The sequence below is a fragment of the Streptomyces sp. NBC_01016 genome, assembly GCF_026341035.1.
Taxonomy (GTDB): Bacteria; Actinomycetota; Actinomycetes; order Streptomycetales; family Streptomycetaceae; genus Streptomyces.
Genome location: NZ_JAPEOQ010000002.1, coordinates 1815778 through 1835593, shown reverse-complemented (window position 1 = coordinate 1835593; position 19816 = coordinate 1815778). Strand labels below are relative to the sequence as shown.

General features: G+C 72.5%; 21 protein-coding genes. 10 read left to right on the top strand and 11 right to left on the bottom strand.

Annotation, left to right across the window (positions count from 1 at the left end; all coding sequences use genetic code 11):
* Window positions 1–54 precede the first annotated feature (54 nt).
* Entirely contained in the window at window positions 55–1227 is a 1173-nt protein-coding gene (gene tuf / locus OG746_RS35090) for an elongation factor Tu (RefSeq protein ID WP_266722131.1), read from the bottom strand.
* Window positions 1228–1507: 280 nt separating this feature from the next.
* Complete coding sequence (locus OG746_RS35085) at window positions 1508–2212, bottom strand: DNA alkylation repair protein (RefSeq protein ID WP_266722129.1); 705 nt, start codon at window positions 2210–2212, stop codon at window positions 1508–1510.
* A gap of 87 nt (window positions 2213–2299) precedes the next feature.
* Here OG746_RS35085 and OG746_RS35080 point away from each other — a divergent pair, with 87 nt between their 5' ends.
* Window positions 2300–3019 (top strand): TVP38/TMEM64 family protein, encoded by a 720-nt coding sequence (locus OG746_RS35080; RefSeq protein WP_266722127.1) that lies wholly within the window; start codon window positions 2300–2302, stop codon window positions 3017–3019.
* Here the strand turns inward: OG746_RS35080 and OG746_RS35075 are convergent.
* Complete coding sequence (locus OG746_RS35075) at window positions 2943–4214, bottom strand: MFS transporter (protein WP_266722125.1); 1272 nt, start codon at window positions 4212–4214, stop codon at window positions 2943–2945. The two genes, OG746_RS35080 and OG746_RS35075, sit on opposite strands and share 77 nt — an antisense overlap.
* A gap of 87 nt (window positions 4215–4301) precedes the next feature.
* On the opposite strand from OG746_RS35075, the gene OG746_RS35070 reads away from it, so the two are divergent.
* The 3 genes from OG746_RS35070 (at window position 4302) to OG746_RS35060 (ending at window position 7438) form a co-directional block, all read left to right on the top strand.
* Window positions 4302–5288: an ArsR/SmtB family transcription factor gene (locus tag OG746_RS35070; RefSeq protein WP_266722123.1), complete on the top strand. Its 987-nt coding sequence runs from the start codon at window positions 4302–4304 to the stop codon at window positions 5286–5288.
* A gap of 226 nt (window positions 5289–5514) precedes the next feature.
* The gene (locus OG746_RS35065) at window positions 5515–6390 is read left to right on the top strand and encodes an undecaprenyl-diphosphate phosphatase (protein WP_266722121.1); all 876 of its coding nucleotides are present in this window, start codon (window positions 5515–5517) and stop codon (window positions 6388–6390) included.
* Between the two features lie 127 nt (window positions 6391–6517).
* Window positions 6518–7438 carry an NADP-dependent oxidoreductase gene (locus tag OG746_RS35060; protein WP_266722119.1) on the top strand — a complete coding sequence of 307 codons (921 nt, stop codon included), beginning with the start codon at window positions 6518–6520 and terminating at the stop codon, window positions 7436–7438.
* A 16-nt stretch (window positions 7439–7454) separates the two neighbouring features.
* Here the strand turns inward: OG746_RS35060 and OG746_RS35055 are convergent, their stop codons facing one another.
* On the bottom strand, window positions 7455–8162 hold the full coding sequence (locus OG746_RS35055; protein ID WP_266722117.1) for an SDR family NAD(P)-dependent oxidoreductase: 708 nt from the start codon (window positions 8160–8162) through the stop codon (window positions 7455–7457).
* Between the two features lie 101 nt (window positions 8163–8263).
* Here OG746_RS35055 and OG746_RS35050 point away from each other — a divergent pair, with 101 nt between their 5' ends.
* Window positions 8264–9115, top strand: a complete 852-nt coding sequence (locus OG746_RS35050) for a helix-turn-helix transcriptional regulator (RefSeq protein WP_266722115.1) — start codon at window positions 8264–8266, stop codon at window positions 9113–9115.
* 100 nt (window positions 9116–9215) lie between these two features.
* On the top strand, window positions 9216–9389 hold the full coding sequence (locus OG746_RS35045; protein WP_266722113.1) for a hypothetical protein: 174 nt from the start codon (window positions 9216–9218) through the stop codon (window positions 9387–9389).
* Between the two features lie 68 nt (window positions 9390–9457).
* Here OG746_RS35045 and OG746_RS35040 read toward each other — a convergent pair whose 3' ends face one another.
* Window positions 9458–10198, bottom strand: coding sequence for an SDR family NAD(P)-dependent oxidoreductase (locus tag OG746_RS35040; protein WP_266722111.1), 741 nt, complete (start codon window positions 10196–10198; stop codon window positions 9458–9460).
* Window positions 10199–10258: 60 nt separating this feature from the next.
* Entirely contained in the window at window positions 10259–10927 is a 669-nt protein-coding gene (locus tag OG746_RS35035) for a maleylpyruvate isomerase N-terminal domain-containing protein (RefSeq protein WP_266722109.1), read from the bottom strand.
* Window positions 10928–11027: 100 nt separating this feature from the next.
* Here OG746_RS35035 and OG746_RS35030 point away from each other — a divergent pair, with 100 nt between their 5' ends.
* Window positions 11028–11504: a nuclear transport factor 2 family protein gene (locus OG746_RS35030; RefSeq protein ID WP_266722107.1), complete on the top strand. Its 477-nt coding sequence runs from the start codon at window positions 11028–11030 to the stop codon at window positions 11502–11504.
* A 95-nt stretch (window positions 11505–11599) separates the two neighbouring features.
* Window positions 11600–13168, top strand: coding sequence for an apolipoprotein N-acyltransferase (gene lnt / locus OG746_RS35025; protein WP_266722105.1), 1569 nt, complete (start codon window positions 11600–11602; stop codon window positions 13166–13168).
* A 23-nt stretch (window positions 13169–13191) separates the two neighbouring features.
* Here the strand turns inward: lnt and OG746_RS35020 are convergent, their stop codons facing one another.
* Window positions 13192–14094 (bottom strand): Gfo/Idh/MocA family protein, encoded by a 903-nt coding sequence (locus tag OG746_RS35020; protein ID WP_266722103.1) that lies wholly within the window; start codon window positions 14092–14094, stop codon window positions 13192–13194.
* The gene (locus OG746_RS35015; RefSeq protein WP_266722101.1) at window positions 14091–15350 is read right to left on the bottom strand and encodes an FAD-dependent monooxygenase; all 1260 of its coding nucleotides are present in this window, start codon (window positions 15348–15350) and stop codon (window positions 14091–14093) included. The genes OG746_RS35020 and OG746_RS35015 overlap by 4 nt, the downstream gene beginning before the upstream one ends.
* 98 nt (window positions 15351–15448) lie before the next feature.
* Here OG746_RS35015 and OG746_RS35010 point away from each other — a divergent pair, with 98 nt between their 5' ends.
* Window positions 15449–16060, top strand: a complete 612-nt coding sequence (locus OG746_RS35010; RefSeq protein ID WP_266722099.1) for a TetR/AcrR family transcriptional regulator — start codon at window positions 15449–15451, stop codon at window positions 16058–16060.
* A gap of 206 nt (window positions 16061–16266) precedes the next feature.
* The gene (locus OG746_RS35005; RefSeq protein WP_266722097.1) at window positions 16267–16749 is read left to right on the top strand and encodes a hypothetical protein; all 483 of its coding nucleotides are present in this window, start codon (window positions 16267–16269) and stop codon (window positions 16747–16749) included.
* 39 nt (window positions 16750–16788) lie between these two features.
* Here OG746_RS35005 and OG746_RS35000 read toward each other — a convergent pair whose 3' ends face one another.
* The 3 genes from OG746_RS35000 to OG746_RS34990 all read right to left on the bottom strand — a co-directional run bounded on the left by OG746_RS35000 (window position 16789) and on the right by OG746_RS34990 (window position 19787).
* Window positions 16789–17337, bottom strand: coding sequence for a hypothetical protein (locus tag OG746_RS35000; protein ID WP_266722095.1), 549 nt, complete (start codon window positions 17335–17337; stop codon window positions 16789–16791).
* 117 nt (window positions 17338–17454) lie between these two features.
* The gene (gene ung / locus OG746_RS34995; protein ID WP_266722093.1) at window positions 17455–18138 is read right to left on the bottom strand and encodes a uracil-DNA glycosylase; all 684 of its coding nucleotides are present in this window, start codon (window positions 18136–18138) and stop codon (window positions 17455–17457) included.
* A gap of 119 nt (window positions 18139–18257) precedes the next feature.
* The gene (locus OG746_RS34990) at window positions 18258–19787 is read right to left on the bottom strand and encodes an ABC transporter substrate-binding protein (RefSeq protein WP_524540547.1); all 1530 of its coding nucleotides are present in this window, start codon (window positions 19785–19787) and stop codon (window positions 18258–18260) included.
* Window positions 19788–19816: the final 29 nt, after the last annotated feature.

Genomic DNA, 19816 nt, shown 5'->3' with positions numbered 1-19816 from the left:
GCACATTGTGCCGTCGCGGGGCCGGAACCCGTACGGTCCCGGCCCCGCTCCGGTTCACTCCACGGACGTCACCGTCCCCGCCCCCACGGTCCGCCCGCCCTCACGGATCGCGAACCCGAGACCGGCCTCCAGCGGCACGTCCCGCCCCAGCTCCACCGTCATGGCGACGGTCTCGCCGGGCCGGGCAACCGCAACCTCACCGAGGTCGACGTCCCCCACGACGTCTCCCGTACGCAGGTAGAACTGCGGCCGGTACCCGGTGGCGACAGGCGTGGAACGGCCGCCCTCCGCCGCCGACAGCACGTACACCTGCGCCGTGAAGCGGCGCGCAGGCTTGACCGTGCCGGGCTCGGCGACGATGTGCCCACGCCGCACCGCGTCCCGCGGCACACCGCGGAGCAGCAGCGCCACGTTGTCCCCCGCCTGCGCCTCCTCCATCGGCTTGCCGAAGGTCTCGACGCCGGTGACGACGGTCTCGACGTCATCCGCCCCGTAGACCCGCACCCGGTCGCCGACCCGCACACGGCCGCGCTCGACCGCCCCGGTTACCACCGTGCCGCGCCCGCTGATCGTCATCACGTTCTCGACGGACAACAGGAACGGCGCGTCCACGTACCGCTCCGGCATCGGAACGTACGTGTCCACCGCGTCGAGCAGCGCCTCGATCGACGCCGTCCACCGCGGGTCCCCCTCAAGGGCCTTGAGCCCGGAGACCCGCACGACGGGCACGGAGTCGCCCCCGTACCCGTGCGCGGACAGCAGCTCGCGCACTTCGAGCTCGACCAGGTCGGTGAGCTCCTCGTCCCCCGCGTCCGCCTTGTTGATGGCGACGACGATGTGGTCGACGCCCACCTGGCGGGCGAGCAGTACGTGCTCGGCGGTCTGCGGCATGATCCCGTCGAGCGCCGAGACGACGAGGATCGCCCCGTCGAGCTGGGCGGCGCCCGTGACCATGTTCTTCACGTAGTCGGCGTGGCCCGGCATGTCCACGTGCGCGTAGTGCCGGGTGTCGGTCTCGTACTCGACGTGCGCGATGTTGATGGTGATGCCGCGCTGCGCCTCCTCGGGCGCCTTGTCGATCCGGTCGAACGGCACGAACGTGCCGGCGCCGCGCTCGGCGAGGACCTTGGTGATGGCGGCGGTGAGGGTGGTCTTGCCGTGGTCGACGTGACCCATGGTGCCGATGTTGAGGTGCGGCTTGGTGCGCACGTATGCCGTCTTGGGCATGGCGATGAGGTCCCTTCGGGAACTTCAGGAAGCTACTGGCCTCCAAGCGGGAGGCGGGGACCCCTGAGCCGGACCGACCCTCCCCCTGCGGGGTCCGCCGGAGTGTCCGGAGAGGGTCAGCTTCGCGCGCCGTCAGCTGCGGCGGCGGTCAGGAAGACGGCAGCCTGAGCTGCGTCCGCGACTGCGGACGGAGCTGCGTGGAAGGCGTGCCGGAACATGTGGCAGATCTTCTCCGACGCGGCGCCCCGCGTCGAACGATTTTCCGCGCCCCGTACGGGAGTTACGCGCCTACGTTCTTCAGGGCCTCGCGCACCGAGAGCGGGCTGAGGGTGTCGCGGTGCGCGGCGACGAAGGACCGTACGGCGTCGGCGTCGGTCTTGGCGTATTCGCGCAGGGCCCAGCCGATCGCCTTGCGGATGAAGAAGTCGGGGTGTCCGGACTGCCGCAGGCAGTAGGCGAAGAGCCGGTCGGTGTCGGTGGCGTCCTTGTGACGGAGCTGGTGCAGGAGCGCCGCCCTGGCGACCCAGAGGTCCTCGTCCCCGATCCACGCGTCCATGTCGGCGCGCAGCTTCGGGTCGGCCGCGACGAGGCCGCCGACGATGTGCGCCGCCAGATGGTCCACCGTGTCCCACCACGGCACGGTCGTGACCAGTTCGCGCGCGACGGGCAGGAAGCCGGATGTGAGGCGTCGCACATGGCGGCGCAGGTAGTCGATCCCGAAGTAGGCGTACTCGCGCTCGGGCAGCGCCCAGCAGCGCAGCGCGACGGCGGTGAGGTCGCTCTCGTCGGGACGCGGCGTGCCGTCGAGCACGGCCTTGGTCAGCTCCCGGCGCACGGGCGAGGTGAGGCCGAGAAAGGGGGCCACGTCCTTCATGTACGCGCGCATCTGCACGGCCCGCTCGGGGTCGGCGGCCGCGCCGTACACCTCGGGGAGCCGGGCGAGCAGGGTGTCGGCGAGAACGCTGGGCGGCGCGGTGACGGGCACGTGACGCTCCTCGCAACTGGGGCAAGAGCCGGGAAAGTGAGACACAACCTACGGCGATCTTATGTGGGGGTCGGTTAGTCTCCCCGGATGTTCGAGACCGTCCCCGCCCGTCCCGCCGGGCTCGCCGCCCGCTGCGGCCAGGCGCTGCTGTCGCCGTGGTCGCGGCTTTCGCTGCTGGTGCTGCTGCTGGCCGCGGGCGCGACGTGCGTGCTGCTCTTCGAGCCGCAGCAGCTGATCACGCAGGGCTGGCCGCCGCAGGTGAACGGGGCGGCGGCGGTCGTCCTGTTCGCGGTGGCGTACGGCGTGTGCACGGTCGCGTTCGTCCCGAGACCCCTGCTCAACCTGGCGGCGGGCGCCCTGTTCGGCTCCCAGCTAGGGCTGCTCGGCGCGATCGGCGGGACGGTGCTCGGCGCCGGGCTCGCCTTCCTGCTCGGTCGGCTGCTCGGCCAGGACGCGCTGCGGCCGCTGCTGCGCGGGCGCTGGCTGAAGGCGGCGGACGGGCAGCTCAGCGAGCACGCCTTCCGGTCGATGCTCGCGGCCCGGCTCTTTCCCGGCATCCCGTTCTGGGCGGCGAACTACTGCGCGTCGATCTCCAAGATGAGCATCGTCCCGTTCCTCCTCGCCACGGCGCTCGGCTCGATCCCGAACACGGCGGCGTACGTGGTGGCGGGCGCCCGCGCCTCGACGCCCACGTCCCCCATCTTCCTGATCGCGATGGGCTTCATCGTCGTCACGGGGTGCGCGGGCGCGGTCGTGGCGTGGTGCAAGCGCCATCAGCTGCGGAAGCGGACGCCGCAGGAGGACTGACCGGCTCCCCAGGACTGATCGGCTGCTCAGGACTGGCCGGCTCCCCCTTGAGACCCCTGCCGAGGCTCAGCGTCACCGCGACGGAGGCCACGGCGAGCACCGTCATCGCGGTGCCGGGCGAGGTCGCCTGGGCCAGCGCGCCCGCGAGCACCGCGCCCACTCCCTGCATGGTCAGCATGCCCGCGGTGTGCAGCCCGAGGGCGTGCCCGCTCAGGCGCTCCGGGGTCAGCGCCATCAGCCGCTCTTGCAGCAGCAGGCCCGCCGAGAAGCCGACCGAGGCGAGGGCGACCGCCGCCACGGCGAACGGCAGGGCGGGCCGCAGGGCGAACACCAGGTACGGGGCGGCGAGCAGCAGCCGCAGCGGTGCGGCGAGCCGGGCGCGCCACCGGGGCGGCAGGAAACGGCCGGTGAGGATGTCCCCGGCGAGCATGCCCAGGGCGGCGCTCGCGAGCAGCACTCCCGCGTGCCCGGTGTCGTAGGGGACGAACAGCGCCTCGCAGCCGACGATCAGGCCGTTGGGCACCCACAGCGCGAGATAGACGTACCGGCGCGGGACCGAGGACCACAGGGCGGCGTTGCCGCGCATCGTCTCGCGCGGGGACGGGCGACCGGCGGCGCGCGCCGGGTGCCGGGACAGTCCGCAGCGCGCGACCACCGCGGCGAGCACGTAGAGCCCGGCGCCGACGAGGAGCGTGCCGCGCGCCGACAGCACGGCGACGAGCAGGCCGCCCAGGGCGTATCCGAGGATCTGGCAGATGCCCGCGCTCATGTTGAGGACGGAGCGGCCGAGCAGATAGCCGTCGCGGGGGAGCATGTCGGTGAGCAGGCCGTAGCGGACCCCGCCGCCGAGCGCCGACGGCACACCCTGGACGAGGACGAGCGCGAGGGCCGCGGCCGTCGGAAGACCGGGCGTCGCCTGCGTCGCCGTGGCGAGGCCGAGGAAGAGCGCGAGCCCGACGAGGGCGGCGCGCGGCGGCACCCGGTCCGCCGCGGAGAGCAGCGTGAGCGCGCCCACGACCTGAGCGAGCGAGGGCCCGAACATGGCGAGCGCGGACAGCAGCGGCGATCCGGTCGAGGCGTAGACGAGCGAGCCGAGGGCGAGCCCGCTGACCGTCTGCCCGGCGACCTGGAGCGAGACGGTGGCGAAGAGAGAGGGGTATTCGGGCGTGCGGAACAGCTCCCGGTAGGTGTCCATGAGGGGAGGCTGCGGGGCGGCGGACAGGGGGCGTTAATGTTTCGCGCACTGGCGAAACGACGGAGCCGGCGAAACGACGGGGCGGCCGTGGGTATCTGGCAGGTCGACGCGGACACGCTCGCGGGCAGCCGGTTCATCGTGTCGCGGCTCGCCGAGGCGACCGCGAGCCTGAAGAAGCTGGCCGATCCCGTCGCCGCGCACCCCGGCGAGCGGCGCTGGCTGGACGCCCATCTGCCCGCCTACCGCGCGCGGCTCGCCGCGGAGCCGACGACGGCGCTGCTGCTGGGCGCCGCGTTCGGGGCGCGGTGGATCGCCGACTTCATGACGCCCACACCCGACGGCGCCCGCGAGGACGATCTGGCGGACGGCCTCGCGCGGATACGGGCCACGTCGCCGGCGGCCGTCCGCGCCGACCTCGCGGTCTCCTCCCCCGGCCCGCTGCCCGACGCGCTCGCCCACGCCGATGACCTGGCGGAGCGCGCGGCGGCGCTGCTCGCGTGGGTGTGGCAGGAGACGGTCCTCCCGGAGTGGCCGCGGCGCCGCCGGATCATCGAGGCCGATGTCCTCGCCAGGACAAGGGAGTTGACGCGGGGCGGCTGGGCGGCGGCCTTCGGCGGGATGCGCCCCACGATGGGCTGGCTCGGCGAGGGCCGGCTCCGGATCAACGCACATGACTACCCGCCACGGGACATCGCCGGCACACAGCTGCTGTTCGTCCCGGTCACACCGAAGCAGGGCTGGGTGTCATGGCCGGAGCGGGTTCCGGTCGACCGGTACGCCGTCGTCTACCCGTGCGCGGGCGCCCTCGCGGACGTCGACAGGGCGGCGCCGCCCGGCGGACTCGCGGCGCTGCTCGGCGCGGCCCGCGCGCAGGTCCTCGTCCTCCTCGAACAGCCGCTGACCACCAGCCAGTTGGTGGCCCTCACAGGACAGGGCCTCGGCTCGGTGGGCCGCCACCTGAAGGTGCTGCACGCGGCCCGTCTCGTACAGCGGCGCAGGGCGGGCCGCTCGGTGCTCTACTTCCGTACGCCGACGGGGGACGCGCTCCTTCGGGCCCAACGGCCGGGCCTGTAAAGGGGTTTGTAAGGGGGCCTGCAAAGGGGCCTGCGTGCGGGCCTGCAAAGGGGCCTGAATGGGCCCTGTAAAGGCTCCGCTCACTCCGCTGTGGTGCTCCCGTCACTTTCGAACGCTACTCTGCCCCACGCGTACCCCGGGCCCGGTGTGACGGGAGTTCGCGCCGCCCCGCCTGGCCCGCGTTCGCGGCCGGTTCCGCCGAGCACCTGGATCGCGTACCCACCTCATGTCCTGGTTCGAATCATTCATCCTCGGGCTCGTCCAGGGGCTCACGGAGTTCCTGCCGATCTCGTCGAGCGCCCATCTGCGCCTCACGGCCGCGTTCGCGGGCTGGCACGACCCCGGCGCCGCCTTCACGGCGATCACCCAGCTCGGCACCGAGACCGCGGTCGTCATCTACTTCCGCAAGGACATCGCGCGGATCATCTCGGCGTGGTTCAGGTCCCTCACCGACAAGACGATGCGGGGCGACCACGACGCGCAGATGGGCTGGCTGGTGATCGTCGGCTCGATCCCGATCGGGGTGCTCGGCGTGACGTTCAAGGACCAGATCGAGGGCCCGTTCCGCGATCTGCGGCTCACCGCGACGACGCTGATCGTGATGGGCGTCGTCCTCGGCATCGCCGACCGGCTGGCGGCCCGCGACGAGACGGGCGGTCGCCACCGTGTGGCCCACACCCGCAAGGAACTCAAGGATCTCTCGGTCAAGGACGGCCTGATCTACGGCCTGTGCCAGGCACTCGCCCTCATCCCCGGCGTCTCCCGCTCCGGCGCCACGATCAGCGGCGGCCTCTTCCTCGGCTACACCCGTGAGTCCGCGGCCCGCTACTCCTTCCTCCTGGCGATCCCGGCGGTCCTGGCCTCGGGCGTCTTCGAGCTCAAGGACGCGAGCGAGGGCGGCCACGTCTCCTGGGGCCCCACGGTGTTCGCCACACTGATCGCCTTCGGCGTCGGATACGCGGTGATCGCCTGGCTCATGAAGTTCATCTCGACGCGCAGCTTCATGCCGTTCGTGTACTACCGGATCATCCTCGGCATCGCCCTGTTCATCCTGGTGAGCGTGGGCGTACTCAGCCCGCATGCCGCAGAGTCGGCGGGCTGAGCGGATCCGGAAGAGAGCGACCAAGAGAAACAGACCCGGGAAAGGGACCACCCCGGGGAAGAGACCGGGCGCCCCAAGTGTTGCGACCCACGTCACAGTTGATCCGAACGGGACGGGTGGGCGCGGGATGCGAGCGGTGCGGTTTCACGAGTACGGCGGGATCGATGTGCTGCGGGTCGAGGACGCGCCGCGGCCCGTGCCCGCGGCCGACCAGGTGCTGGTCGAGGTGCGGGCGGCCGGGATCCAGCCCGGCGAGGTGAGCATCAGGACAGGCTTCCTGCACGAGCGGTGGCCCGCCACGTTCCCGTCGGGGCAGGGCAGCGATCTGGCCGGGGTCGTCGTCGAAGTCGGCTCCCACGTAAGGGACTTCGGGGTCGGCGACGAGGTCGTCGGATTCACGCACCGCAGGGCCAGCCACGCCGAGTACGTCGTCGTCGACGACGTGAACCTCGTGCACCGCCCTTCCGGGCTCCCCTGGGACGTGGCCGGATCCCTGTACGTCGCCGGGTCCACCGCGTACGCCTGCGTATGGGCCGTGGACCTCCGCCCCGGCGACACGGTCGTGGTGTCCGGCGCGGCGGGCGGCGTCGGGTCGATGGCCGTACAGCTCGCGCGGCGCCACGGCGTCACCGTCATCGGGCTCGCGAGCGAGCCGCATCACGGCTGGCTGAAGGAGAAGGGCGTGATCCCCCTCGCGTACGGGGACGGGGTGCGGGAGCGGATCCGGGAGGCCGCGGGAGACCGGGGGGTCGACGCGTTCATCGACACGTTCGGCACCGGTTATGTCGAGCTCGCCGTGGAGCTGGGGGTGCGGCCCGAGCGCATCAACACCATCCGCGACTGGAAGGTCGCGGGCAGGGTCGGCGCCCGTACCTACGGGGAGGGCGCGGCGGCCAGCGCGGTCGTCCTCGGCGAACTGGCCCGACTGGCCTCTCGCGGCGAGCTGGAGGTGCCGATCGCCCGCACCTACCCGCTGGAGGAAGTACGCGAGGCCTTCAGCGAGTTGGAGCGCCGGCATACCCACGGGAAGATCGTGCTCAAGCCGTAGGCGCGCGGGCAGAACGTCACCAGGGCAGCGGACCCTCGGCGGAGACATACGTACCCGTCGGTCCGTCCGCGCCGACCCGCGCCATCCGGACGATGATCTCGGCGCCCTGCTCGACGGTCTGGACACCCGTGTTGCCGTTCAGGTCGGTCCTGGTGAAGCCGGGCTCGACCGCGTTGATCCGCAGCTCCGGGAACGCCTTCGCGTACTGCACCGTCAGCATGTTCACGGCGGTCTTGGAGGCCGGGTAGGCGAGGCCGGGGTAGCCGGCCGCCGGGTTCCCCGAGTCGGTGGCGCCGGCCAGCGAGGCCAGGCCGCTGCTGACGTTGACGATGACGGGGGCGACGGAGCGGCGCAGCAGCGGCAGGAACGCGTGGGTGACGCGGACGGTGCCGAAGACGTTCGTCTCGAACAGCGGGCGCAGGGTGTCGACGGTCTCGTCGGCCGGGAGCACGATCCCGTTGCCGTCGGTGCGGCCCTCGATGCCGGCGTTGTTGATCAGTACGTCGAGGCCGCCCTCGACCTCGATCGTCTTCGCGGCGGCCGCGACGGAGGCGTCGTCGGTGACGTCGATGACGACGTGCCGCGCGCCGAGCTCCTCGGCGGCGCGACGGCCGCGCTCGGGGTCGCGGGCGCCGACGTAGACCGTGTGGCCCGCCTCGACGAGGCGGCGGGCGGTTTCGTGTCCGAGGCCCTTGTTGGCCCCGGTGATCAGTGTGGTGGTCATGCGTCCAGGCTGCGCCGGGGGCGGTCCGGCGACCAGTCGTCCCGTCTTCCTGGGACCGGCGATACCAGGAAGATCCGGCCCTGGCGGGGCACAGTGGTGGCATGGCACATGCGGAGCTCGGCGATTTCGGGGAGACGGTGCGGCGCTGGCGGGACCGGGTCCCGCCGGAGGCCGCGGGGATCGCCGCCGTGGGGCAGCGGCGGGCCGCGGGGCTGCGCCGCGAGGAGCTGGCACTGCTCGCGGGGATCTCGGCGGACTACGTCACCCGGCTGGAACAGGGCCGCGCCACCCACCCCTCCGACCAGGTCGTGGAGGCGCTGGCCCGCGCGCTGCGCCTTACGGACGCGGAGCGTGAGCACCTCTTCCGGCTCGCGGGTCTCGCGCCGCCGGGCCTTGAGACGGTGCCGGCCCGGCTCACCCCTGGCGTGCGCCGGCTCCTGGACCGGCTGTCCGGGACGCCGGCCGCGGTGTTCGACGCGGCGTGGACGCTGCTGCTCGCGAACCCGCTGTACACGGCGCTGCTCGGCGAGCGCCCGGAATGGGGAGGCAACGGGCGCAACGGCGTGTGGTGGACGTTCCTCGGGCCGACGAGCCGGGTCCGCCAGACCCCCGACGAGCGGCAGGCCATGGAGACGGCCCTGGTGTCGGACCTGCGCACGACCGCGAGCCGCTACCCACTGGACCCGCGTCTGCACACGCTCGTCGACGAACTCCGCACGCGCAGCCCGCGGTTCGCCGAGCTGTGGGACTCGGGGGCCGTCGGCCGGCACGCCGCGGCGCGCAAGACGATCGACCACCCGGAGGTCGGCCCGCTGACGCTGGACTGCGACATTCTCACGGTGGCGGGCGACGATCTGCGCGTCATGCTCTACACGGCCGAGCCCGGCACCCCGGACGCGGACCGTCTGACGCTGCTCGCCACGACGGCGCTTCCGACGGCGGTCGGCGCGTGACCAGGCCTTTCGCGAACTCCTTTACATCTTCGGTCACTTGACGCTCAGGACCGTTCGCTCAGGGTTCCCAAACCGGGCGGCCCGCACGTAGCCTTGGCACATGCCGCCCGTCAATTCTGGTCCTGTGCGGTCTGCCGAGGAAGTCAACGAGCAGATCCGCGGATTGTGGCTGCGCACCGGAGGCCGACTCACCGGAGAGCAGCGCGCCCAGTACGCGCTGCTGGTCACGGAGTGGGCGGCCGCGGTGCGCGCGGAGGTCGTGGAAGCGGCCTAGGGCCTGCCGTTCGGATCAGGCCCCGACCGTCTCCACAGCCACCACCGCCTCCACCCGCCGGGGGCCGCTCAGCGTCCCCCGGCCACCCTCACCACGGTCCCCGTCGCGTACGACGCGTCCGGCGACAGCAGCCAGGCGATCGCCCCCGCGATCTCGTCCGCCCTCCCCGGGCGCCGCAGCGGGATCCCGGGAGCCGCTTCGCGCGCGATGTCGGGCGTGCCGCTGGTGGCGTGGATCCCGGTGTCGATGATGCCGGGCGCCACACCGTTGACCCGCACGCCCGCCGGGCCGAGCTCCTTGGCGAGGCCCAGGGTGATCGTGTCCACGGCCGCCTTGGACGCGGCGTAGTGCACGTACTGGCCGGGGCTGCCGATGGTGGCGGCCCCGGAGGACACGTTCACGATGGCGCCGGCGCCCGCCGCCGTCATGTCGCGTGCGGCGCGGCGGCAGCACAGCAGGACACCGAGGACGTTGACGTCGAGGACGCGGCGGAAGTCCTCGGTGCGCGCGTCGGCGAAGGGGCCGACAGGAGCGGTGACACCCGCGTTGTTCACCAGCCCGGTGAGCGACCCGAGTTGGGCACGCGCCTCGTCGAAGAGGCGCTCCACATCGGCCTCTTGGGAGGTGTCGGCCCGTACGACGGCGCAGCGGGCGCCCTCGGCACGCACGGCCTCGGCGGTGCGCTCGGCGGCGTCCTTGTCGCTCACGAAGGACAGCGCGACATCGTGGCCTTCGCGCGCGAGACGCACGGACGTGGCGGCGCCGATGCCTCGGCTGCCGCCGGTGACGAGCGTGATGGGGCGGTTCAAGGGGGCCTCCTGGTCAGAAGTGCGTCCCCGTGGGCCGGGATGTGGCCACGCGGACGAAGATCATGTCGCGGCGGGCGCACCGTACCAGCGCCACTTCCCGCGCCGGCCCCTGTCCTCCAGCTCGCCGCGGCCCGTGGCCCACAGCAGCGTCGCCCACGGCTCGGTGTCACCGGGGACGTCGGGGAAGAGGCGGTGCAGCGTGCGCGCGCACAGGTCGGCGGGCGGCTCGAACGCGATGCCGAGCCCGAGCGCCAGGTCGTGCGCGTGCACCAGCGTCTCGACGACGCCCATCGCGGCGAAGCCCTCGGGGTCGGAGGCGCCGAAGACGTGGAATCCGCGGGCGGTCGGCGGGGTCGCGCGCACCACCGCGGCGAGGATGCCGCCGCCCGCCTCCAGGGCCCCGAGCATGGCGGACGGACCCGCTTCGAGCTCGACGGTGATCGTGTTGTCCGGTCCCTCGGCGCGGCGCCGGCTGTAGCCCCAGCGGACGGAGTCGTCCTCCAGGGGGCGCAGCGAGCCGATCTGCGCGGCGTAGAAGAAGAGGTCGTCGGCGAGGTGCTCGCCGGTCTCCCAGCACGTCCACACGAGCGAGCCCGCCGGGGCGTTCCAGTCGGCGTCGGCCGCGGCCCGCAGCGCGGCGACCGCGAGCTCGACGGCCTGCACGACGTCGTCCGCCGTGACGGGTCCTGGTGTCCCGTCCGGGAGTTGCGTGTTCGGATCAGCTGCCATGGCGCGACCGTAACAGCGCACGCCCCGCGCTCCCCAGGAGTTTTCGACCTGGCGGCGCACGCCTCTTGGTTCTGTGCGCCCAGGGCCCGAGACTGAGCCGATGACGCAGCGTGTGGAACTGGCAACCGTCCTCGACCGCCTCGCCGTCGACGAGTTGGTGACGGACTACGCGGCGGCCGTGGACGACGGCGACTGGGCGGCGTACCGCGCCCTGTTCGAACCGGAGGGCCGTGCCGACTACCGGGAGGCGGGAGGGGTGGAGGGCACCGCCGCGGAGATCGCGCAGTGGCTGTCGACGACGATGGAGCTGTTCCCGATGCGCCAGCACCTGATCGTGAACCGCCGGGTCCGCTTCGACACCGTCGACCGCGACATCGGCGACACGGGCCGCGTCCGGGCCGACTACTTCAACCCCATGCGCTTCGCGGGCGACGGCGACTCGACCGCCCCCGACTTCATCTGCGGCGGCCGGTACGCCTTCGACCTCGTCCGTACGGCCGGCGGCTGGCGGCTGCACCGGGTGACGGTCTACGAGAAGTGGCGCCGCGTCCCCCAGCCGGCCGTCGCGGGCAGCTGACCCGCTCTCCGCCCACTGTCGTTGATCGTCGGCGGCGCGCACACTGTAGGCGCGAGGCGATGGGTCGTACGAGTACGAGTCGGGAGGCGCGGCGCATGGAGGGGTGGCGGCAGCGGCTCGACACATCACGTTGGTGGCGCGGCGCCGCGGCGGTCGGCGCGGGCGCCCTGCCCGCGCTCGCGTTCCCGGCGCCCTCCCTGTGGTGGTTCGCGTACGTCGCCCTCGTGCCGTGGATGCTGCTCGCGCGCTCGGCCGGCACGCCGCGCCGGGCGGCGCTCGACGGCTGGCTCGGCGGGCTCGGGTTCATGCTCGCGGTGCACCATTGGCTGCTGCCGAGCCTGCATGTGTTCACGCTCGTCCTCGCGGCGCTGCTCGGCGCGTTGTGGGCGCCGTGGGGCTGGTTGCTGCGCCGCCTCCTGCACGGCCGGCCGACGCCGGGACAGGCGGCGACCGCGCTCCTCGCCGTCCCTTCGGGATGGCTGATGGTCGAACTGGTCCGTTCCTGGCAGGGGTTGGGCGGCCCGTGGGGTCTGCTCGGCTCCAGCCAGTGGCAGGTGACACCCGCACTGCGGCTGGCGTCGGTGGGCGGCGTCTGGCTGCTCAGCCTGCTCGTGGTGGCCGTGAACACCGGCGTGACGCTCCTCGTCGTCGCGCGCGGCGCCCGCGTTCCGGCGGTGGCGGGGCTGGTCGCCACGGTCGCGGTCACCGGAGTTGCGTGGGTGTGGGCGCCGCGGCCCGACACGGACGGGCAGGCGCGGATCGCGGTGGTGCAGCCGGGCGTGGTGGACGGCCTCGGCAGCATCAAGGCCCGCTTCGACCGGGAGGTGCGGCTGACCCGTCAACTGGCGGGCCGGGGCGTGGACCTGGTCGTCTGGGGCGAGAGCAGCGTCGGCTACGACCTGCCGCGCCGCCCCGACCTGGCCCGCCGGCTCGCCGCGCTCTCCCGTGAGGTGGACGCGGAGATCCTCGTCAACGTCGACGCACGGCGTCGCGCCGCCGACGGCTCGGGCCAGGGCATATACAAGAGTTCCGTGCTCGTCGGCGGGAACGGCCTCACCGGCGACCACTACGACAAGATGCGGCTCGTCCCCTTCGGCGAGTACGTGCCCGCGCGCTCGCTCCTCGGCTGGGCCACCTCCGTCGGCAAGGCGGCAGGCGAGGACCGGATGCGCGGCACGCGGCAGGTCGTGATGGACGTGCGCCACGGTGGGCGGACGCTGCGCGTCGGGCCGCTGGTCTGCTTCGAGTCGGCATTCCCCGACATGACGCGGCAGCTGACGCGGGACGGGGCGCAGGTGCTGCTCGCGCAGTCCTCGACGTCGACGTTCCAGCACAGTTGGGCGCCCGAGCAGCACGCCTCGCTCGCGGCGGTACGGGCCGCCGAGACCGGCCGCCCGATGGTGCACGCGACGCTGACCGGGGTCTCCGCGGTGTACGGCCCGGACGGGACGCGCGCCGGCGCCTGGCTCGGCACATCGGCGAGCGCGGCCCGCGTCTACGACATGCCGACCGCGCGGGGCACCACGCTGTACGTACGGTTCGGCGCGTGGCCGGTGCACGGGGCGGTGACGGTCCTGGTGGCGCTGGCGGCAATCAAGCCCCTGCGGCGATTGAGCAGCGGGGTCCGGGGCAGAGCCCCGAACCGCAACGCCGTCGCCGGCTGAACAGCTCATTCGAGCCCCCTGAGTCACACCCGCCGCAGCACCTCACGCACAACCTGTTCGCACAGCTCATGCGTGGCCAGCGCATCCCGCGCGCTCAGCACCTTGCCCGCCCGCACCCCGTCGAGGAACGCGAGCACGGCCTGCTCGATGCCGCGCTGGCGGGCGACCGGCACCCAGTCGCCGCGACGGCGGACCGAGGGCTGGCCCTTGTGGTCGACGACGTCGGAGAGGTTGTTGACCTGCCGCTTCGAGTCCTGCCCCGACACCTCGAGGATCTCCTCGGTGGAGCCGCTCAGCCGGTTCATGACGCCGAGCGCGGTGAAACCGTCGCCCGCGAGCTGGAGCACCACGTGTTCAAGGAGGCCGCCCTCGACGCGGGCGCGCACGCTCACGTCCTCGACCGGGCCCGGCACGAGGAAGCGCAGCGTGTCGACGACGTGGATGAAGTCGTCGAGGACCATCGCGCGCGGCTCCTCGGGGAGCCCGACGCGGTTCTTCTGCATCAGGATCAGCTCGCGCGGGTGCTCGACGCACTGCGCGTACCCGGGCGCGTAGCGGCGGTTGAAGCCGACGGCCAGGCTCACGCCGCGCTCCTCGGCGAGCCGGACGAGCCGCTCGGACTCGGCGAGTTCGTAGGCGAGCGGCTTGTCGACGTACGTCGGAACGCCCGCCTCCAGGAGCCGCGTGACGATCTCCGGGTGGGCGGCGGTGGGCGCGTGCACGAAGGCCGCGTCGAGGCCCTGCGCGAGGAGCGAGTCGAGGTCGGCGTGGCGCTGCGACGCGGGCACGCGGAGCTGGTCCGCGACCTCGGTCAGGGTCGCGGGCGTCCGCGTCTGCAGGTGCAGTTCGAGCGCGGGCCGCGCTCCGAGCACCGGCAGGTACGCCTTCTTGGCGATGTCGCCGAGTCCGATGACGCCGACTTTCACGTCTGAGTGCTCCTGTCCTGCGATGGCCGGGCCGTGCCGGCCCGCGCTTGCGTCCGGGCAGCATACGGGGCGGTGTACGGCTCGCGCTGGGGCGGGCGCCAGTCCGCGATGCCGTCCATGCCGCGCAGCAGGAAGGCCGGACCGAGCACGCCGACGGCGCGGATCGCCGTGTTGCGCAGGGCGATCAGGGGCCGGTTCGCGGTGAGGTTGACGCGGCTGACGGTCATGGCCTTGCGCGCGATCGCCGTCGTACGGGGCAGCCGTACGGCCGTGTAACCGGGCAGGTCGAGCGGGCCGTCGGCGGCGGCATGGTGGGCGAGGACGACCGCGTCCTCGATGGCCTGGTTGCCGCCCTGGCCGAGGGTCGGCGCCATGGCGTGCGCGGCGTCGCCGAGCAGGGCGACGCGTCCGCGGTGGAAGGCGGGCAACGGCTCGGCGATCTGATGCACGTCGTGACGAAGGACCTGCCCCGGCTCGACCGCGTCGAGGATCGCGGGAATCGGGTCGTGCCAACTCCCGTACAGACGACGGAGTTCCGCCCTCTCGTCGCCATCCGGCGCCCGCTGCCCGGCCGGGGCCATGGCCGCCGCGTACGCGTAGACGGTGCCGTCGGCGAAGGGGTGGGTGCCCCAGATCATGCCGGGGCCCCAGGTCTCGTGCTGGGTGAAGGGGCGGCCGAGCGGCGGCACGAGCACGCGCCAGGTGGTGAAGCCGGTGTACTCGGTGCCGGGGTGCTCGGGGAAGAGCGCGCCGCGCACGGCGGAGTTGATGCCGTCGGCGCCGACGACGAGCTCCGCCTCCAGGTCGCCTTCGGGTGTGCCGACGCGCGCGGGGCGGGCCGGGTCGTCCGGGTCACCGGCATCGAGGAGCCGCGCGTCGGACGCGGTGCGCACAGCATCGGCGGGCAGCCGGCCCGCCAACTTGTCGACCAGGGTCGCCCGGTGCAGCAGCACGATGGACCCACCGAACCGCTCGGCCGCGAGCTTCGGGTCGGCCCGCGAGAGCCAGCGCCCCTTCGGCGTGAGCAGCCCACCGTCCCCTTCCCAGGCCTCGAGGGAGCGGATCTCGTCACCGAGCCCGACGACATCGAGGGCGCGCTGCGCGTTGGGCGCCAGGGATATCCCCGCGCCTACGGGCTTCAGCTCGCCCGCCCGCTCCAGAACGGTGACCTGCCAGCCGCGCAGCTGGAGCGCGAGTCCGGCGGTGAGCCCGCCGATCCCGCCTCCGACGACGACGGCACGGGGCTGTCGGGACATGACGCCTCCTATGTGGAGTACCGAAACGATCACTACACCTGTAGTGAGTTCGCATCTCGACCGTACTACAGTTGTAGTGGTCGCGGTAGATTGCTCCCATGAACCGCCCCGACACCCCGCACACCGAAGATGCTGCCCCCCTCACCCGGGCCGACCGGATCGCCGACGCCGCCCTGACACTGCTCGCGGAGCGCGGCATGCGCGGGCTGACCCACCGCGCGGTCGACGAGACCGCGGGACTGCCCCAGGGCTCGACGTCGAACCACGCGCGCACCCGGCTCGCCCTCCTGGAAGCGGCGGTGCGGCGGCTCGCGGTGCGCGAGGGGCAGGTGCTCTCGGTCGACGAACTCCCGGACCCCGCGGGCGGCCTCGCCTCTCTGATCGACGGCATGGCCCTCGCCCTGCACCGCTACCTCACCCACCACCCCCAACTGCTCGTATGCCGCTACGAATTGGCGTTGGAGGCAACCCGCAGACCCGAGCTGCGCACCTTCTTCGACGAGACGGGCCGCCAGTTCCGCGACCCCCTCACGACACTGCTCCGGGCAGCGGGCTCCAGCGCCCCCGAGCGACACACCCTGTCCCTGGTCGCCTGGACGGAGGGCATCATGTTCTCGTCCGTGGCCGGCTCATTCCACGCCTCACCCCCCACCCTCCCGGCCCTCCGCGCGGGCTACACCGAACTCCTCAACGGAATGCTGCCCCAATAGAGCCCCTGCGGCGATTGAGCAGCGGGGTATGGGGCAGAGCCCCAATCTTTCAAACCCCGCTTGGCGAACGAGAGCCAGCGGGCCCCGGGTCAGCGCCCCACGACCTAGGCACCCCTCCCGCCCCACGCGGAGCACCCGTCACTCATGCGGGGCATCATCCCCCCGTTCCCTCCCCCACCCCCCGGTTCCCGACCAAAGTGGCTCCCGTGCCCCGAACGCCCAGCTCAACCACGATCCTGCTGACCGCGGCCGCCGCCGCCTTCGCAGCCACCGCCTCCGGCTGCGTCAGCGTCCGCGCGACGCCGACCACCCCGAAGACGCACTCCCCCTCGGCCTCCGCCCCGGCGCCCCGCCCCGAGGGACACGCCGACCACCCGGTCGTCCAGGCGCCCGCGCGCGAGGCCCTGGAGCAGCTAAAACCGACCGCCCCTCAGCACGCCCCGGCGCGGCACCCGGAACAGCCTCAGCAAGCCGCCGCCCCCACTCCCCCGCGCACGGCCCCGAAGGCCACCCCGGCCCCACGCCTCACCACCGCCCCCGAACCCCGCACCGCCCCCGAGCTCCGACACGTCAAGAAGGTCCCGAAGGCCCCCACCCAGACCAACGTCTGCGCCCTCGGCCGTCGGTACGGCGGCTGGGACCCGGACAGCCCCCAGTCGGTCATCTGCCGCGACACATACGGCGGTTGACCGCGCCTCCGCCTCCGCCGCCGCGGGAACCTCCCCCGCCTACGACCCCGTCCGCGGCGGCCCCAGCGGCTCCCCGCCGGGCCTCCCCTCTCCCGGCTCCCTCGGCCCCGCCCCCATCGTGGCCACCCGCTCCTCGAGCCGGGTGAGGGCGGCGCGGATCCCGTCCCCGTAACCGTCGTCCCCCAGGGCCCCCTCCGCCGCGCGGGCCCGCGTCAGGTGGCTGCGGGCCGGCCCGGGGCGGTCCAACTTCACGTAGTCCGCCGCCAGGTTGAGATGCAGCGACGGATAGAACGCGCGCAGCGCCAGGGACGCCTCGTGCTCGGCGAGCCGCTCCTGGGTGAGGGAGTCGGCGGCGGACAGCGCGCGCAGGTCCCAGGCCAGCTCGTCCGACGGGTCGTCCTGGGTGTCGGCCATGTAGTGCGCGAGCGTGCAGCGGTGCAGCGGGTCGCCGTCCTCCCCGATCTCCGCCCACAGGCCGAGGAAGCGCCCCTGCGCCTCCTCGCGGTCGCCGCCGTGGTGCAGCATGACCGCCTGCCCGATGCGGCTCATCATGGCGTCGTCCGACGCCTGCTCACGCTGCTGTTCCACTGTCTCCTCCAAGCCCGGCCGCCCGGCGCGCCCGACCACGATGTCCGATCCGACGACGCTAACCGGCGGCACTGACAATCCAGCTCAGGCGCGGCTCCCCGCGAGCCGGGCCCCCGCTCAGCCCAGGTCCGGGACACTCCAGTCGATCGGCGTGTGGCCCTGCGCGGCGATCGCCTCGTTGATCTGCGTGAACGGCTGCGAGCCGAAGAACTTCCGCGCCGACAGCGGCGAGGGGTGCGCGCCCTTCACCACCGCGTGCCGCTCGGTGTCGATGAGCGGCAGCTTCTTCTGCGCGTAGTTCCCCCACAGCACGAAGACCGCCGGGTCGGGCCGCTGGACGACGGCGCGGATCACCGCGTCCGTGAACTTCTCCCAGCCCTTGCCCTTGTGCGAATTGGCCTCGCCGGCCCGCACCGTCAGCACCGCGTTGAGCAGCAGCACGCCCTGCTCGGCCCACGGCATCAGATACCCGTTGTCCGGGATCGGGGTGCCGAGCTCGGCCTGCATCTCCTTGTAGATGTTGCGCAGCGAGGGCGGCGTCCTCACGCCGGGCCGCACCGAGAAGCACAGGCCGTGCCCCTGCCCCTCGCCGTGGTACGGGTCCTGGCCGAGGACGAGCACCTTGACCTTGTCGTAGGGCGTCGCGTCGAGCGCGGCGAAGACCTGCTCGCGCGGCGGGTAGACGGGACCCTTCGCGCGCTCCTCCTCGACGAACTCGGTGAGCTCCTTGAAGTAGGGCTTCTGCAGTTCGTCGCCGAGGACGCCGCGCCAGGACTCGGGCAGCATCGCGGTGTCGGTCACGTCAACAACCTCCGGGGTACGGGCACATGCACGCCCGCGCCCCACCGTGCCGGGGACGCGGCCGCATCTACACCCAGAAACCTACCGGCGCCCACTGACAATCGACGCCCGCGCCCCGTTCACCAGCTCGTCTTGCGGTGCAGCTCCCACATCATCATGATCGTCGACGGGTCGAGGGCCCGCTCGCCGCCCGAGATCTCCTCGCTCGACGCGATGAACTGCTTGCCCTGCCACAGCGGCAGCAGCCGCGCGTCCCGCACCATGATGTGCTGTGCCTGCTCGAACTGCCGCGCCACGACGCCCCGGTCGCTCTGCTTGCGGGACAGCGGAAGCAGCTTGTCGGTGATCTCGGGCGAGACGTACGGCGTGCTCAGGGCGTTCTTCTCGCCCACGAAGGGCGCGATGAAGTTGTCGGCGTCGGGGAAGTCGGGGAACCAGCCGCGCCCGAACACCGGATACTCGCCCTTCTTGTAGCCCTGTTCGAACGACTTCCAGGGGCGGCTCTTGAGCGTGACCTTGAAGAGCTTCGACGCCTCCAACTGCCGCTTGATCTCGGCGAACTCGGGCGCGGTGGCGGAGCCGTAACGGTCGGAGGCGTACCAGAGCGTGAGCGGGACGGGGGCGTTGATGCCCGCCTTGGAGAGGATCCCGGCCGCCTTCTTGGCGCTCGGGTCGTTGAACTCGTCGAAGTAGTCGGTGGTGTGGCCCGCGAGACCCCTGGGGACCATCGAGTACAGCGGTTCCACGGTGTTCGCGTACACCTTCTCCGCGATCGCCCCGCGGTCGACGATCTGGGCCACCGCCCGGCGCACCGCGCTCTTGCCCGCCCACGGGTCCTTGGGGTTGAACACCAGGTAGCTGATCTCCATGCCCGCGCCCTCGACGAGCTGCACGCCGCCTGTGCCCTGCTTGTTCTGGAGCTTCACGATGTCGTCGGCCGCGAGACCACGGAAGGTCGCGTCGATCTTCTTCGCATTCAGGGCGCCGACCATGGCGGACGACGTCTTGAAGTAGCGGATCGTCACCGCGTCGTTCTTGCGGTCCGCGAAGCCCTGGTAGTTGTCGTTGCGCACGAGTTCGGCCTTGCTGCCGTCGGCGTACGACTTGAGCACGTACGGCCCCGAACCGGTCACCTTGCCGTCCGTGCGCGCGGAGTTGGCCGGATAGGCGGAGGGGTCGACGATCGACATGGCGGGAGTGGAGAGCACGAACGGGAAGGTGGCGTCCGGCTTGGTGAGGCGGAACGTTACGCCGCGCTCGCCCTGCGTCTCCACGCGGTCGAGGCTGCCCAGCAGGCCCGCGGGCCCGCCGCCCCCGCCGACCTTGCGGACCCGGTCGATGGAGTACTTCACGGCCTTGGCGTCGAGCGTGTCCCCGTTGGAGAACTTCATGTCCTCCCGCAGCTCGCAGTGGTAGACGCGGTTGGCTGAGTCCTCGAACCGGCAATCGGCGGCGTCCGACTGCGGTTCGGCGGCGCCCGACGGCAACGACACCAGCGTCTGGTAGACGTTGCGGAACAGCTCCCACGAGCCGTCCCAGGACATCGCGGGGTCCAGCGTGCTCGGCACACTGGTGGTGCCCACGGTGATGGGCCGCGCATCGGAACCCTCACCCGAACTCATCAGCCCGCACCCTGTGAGCAGGGTCATCGACGCGAAAGCCGCCCACACGCGAGGGG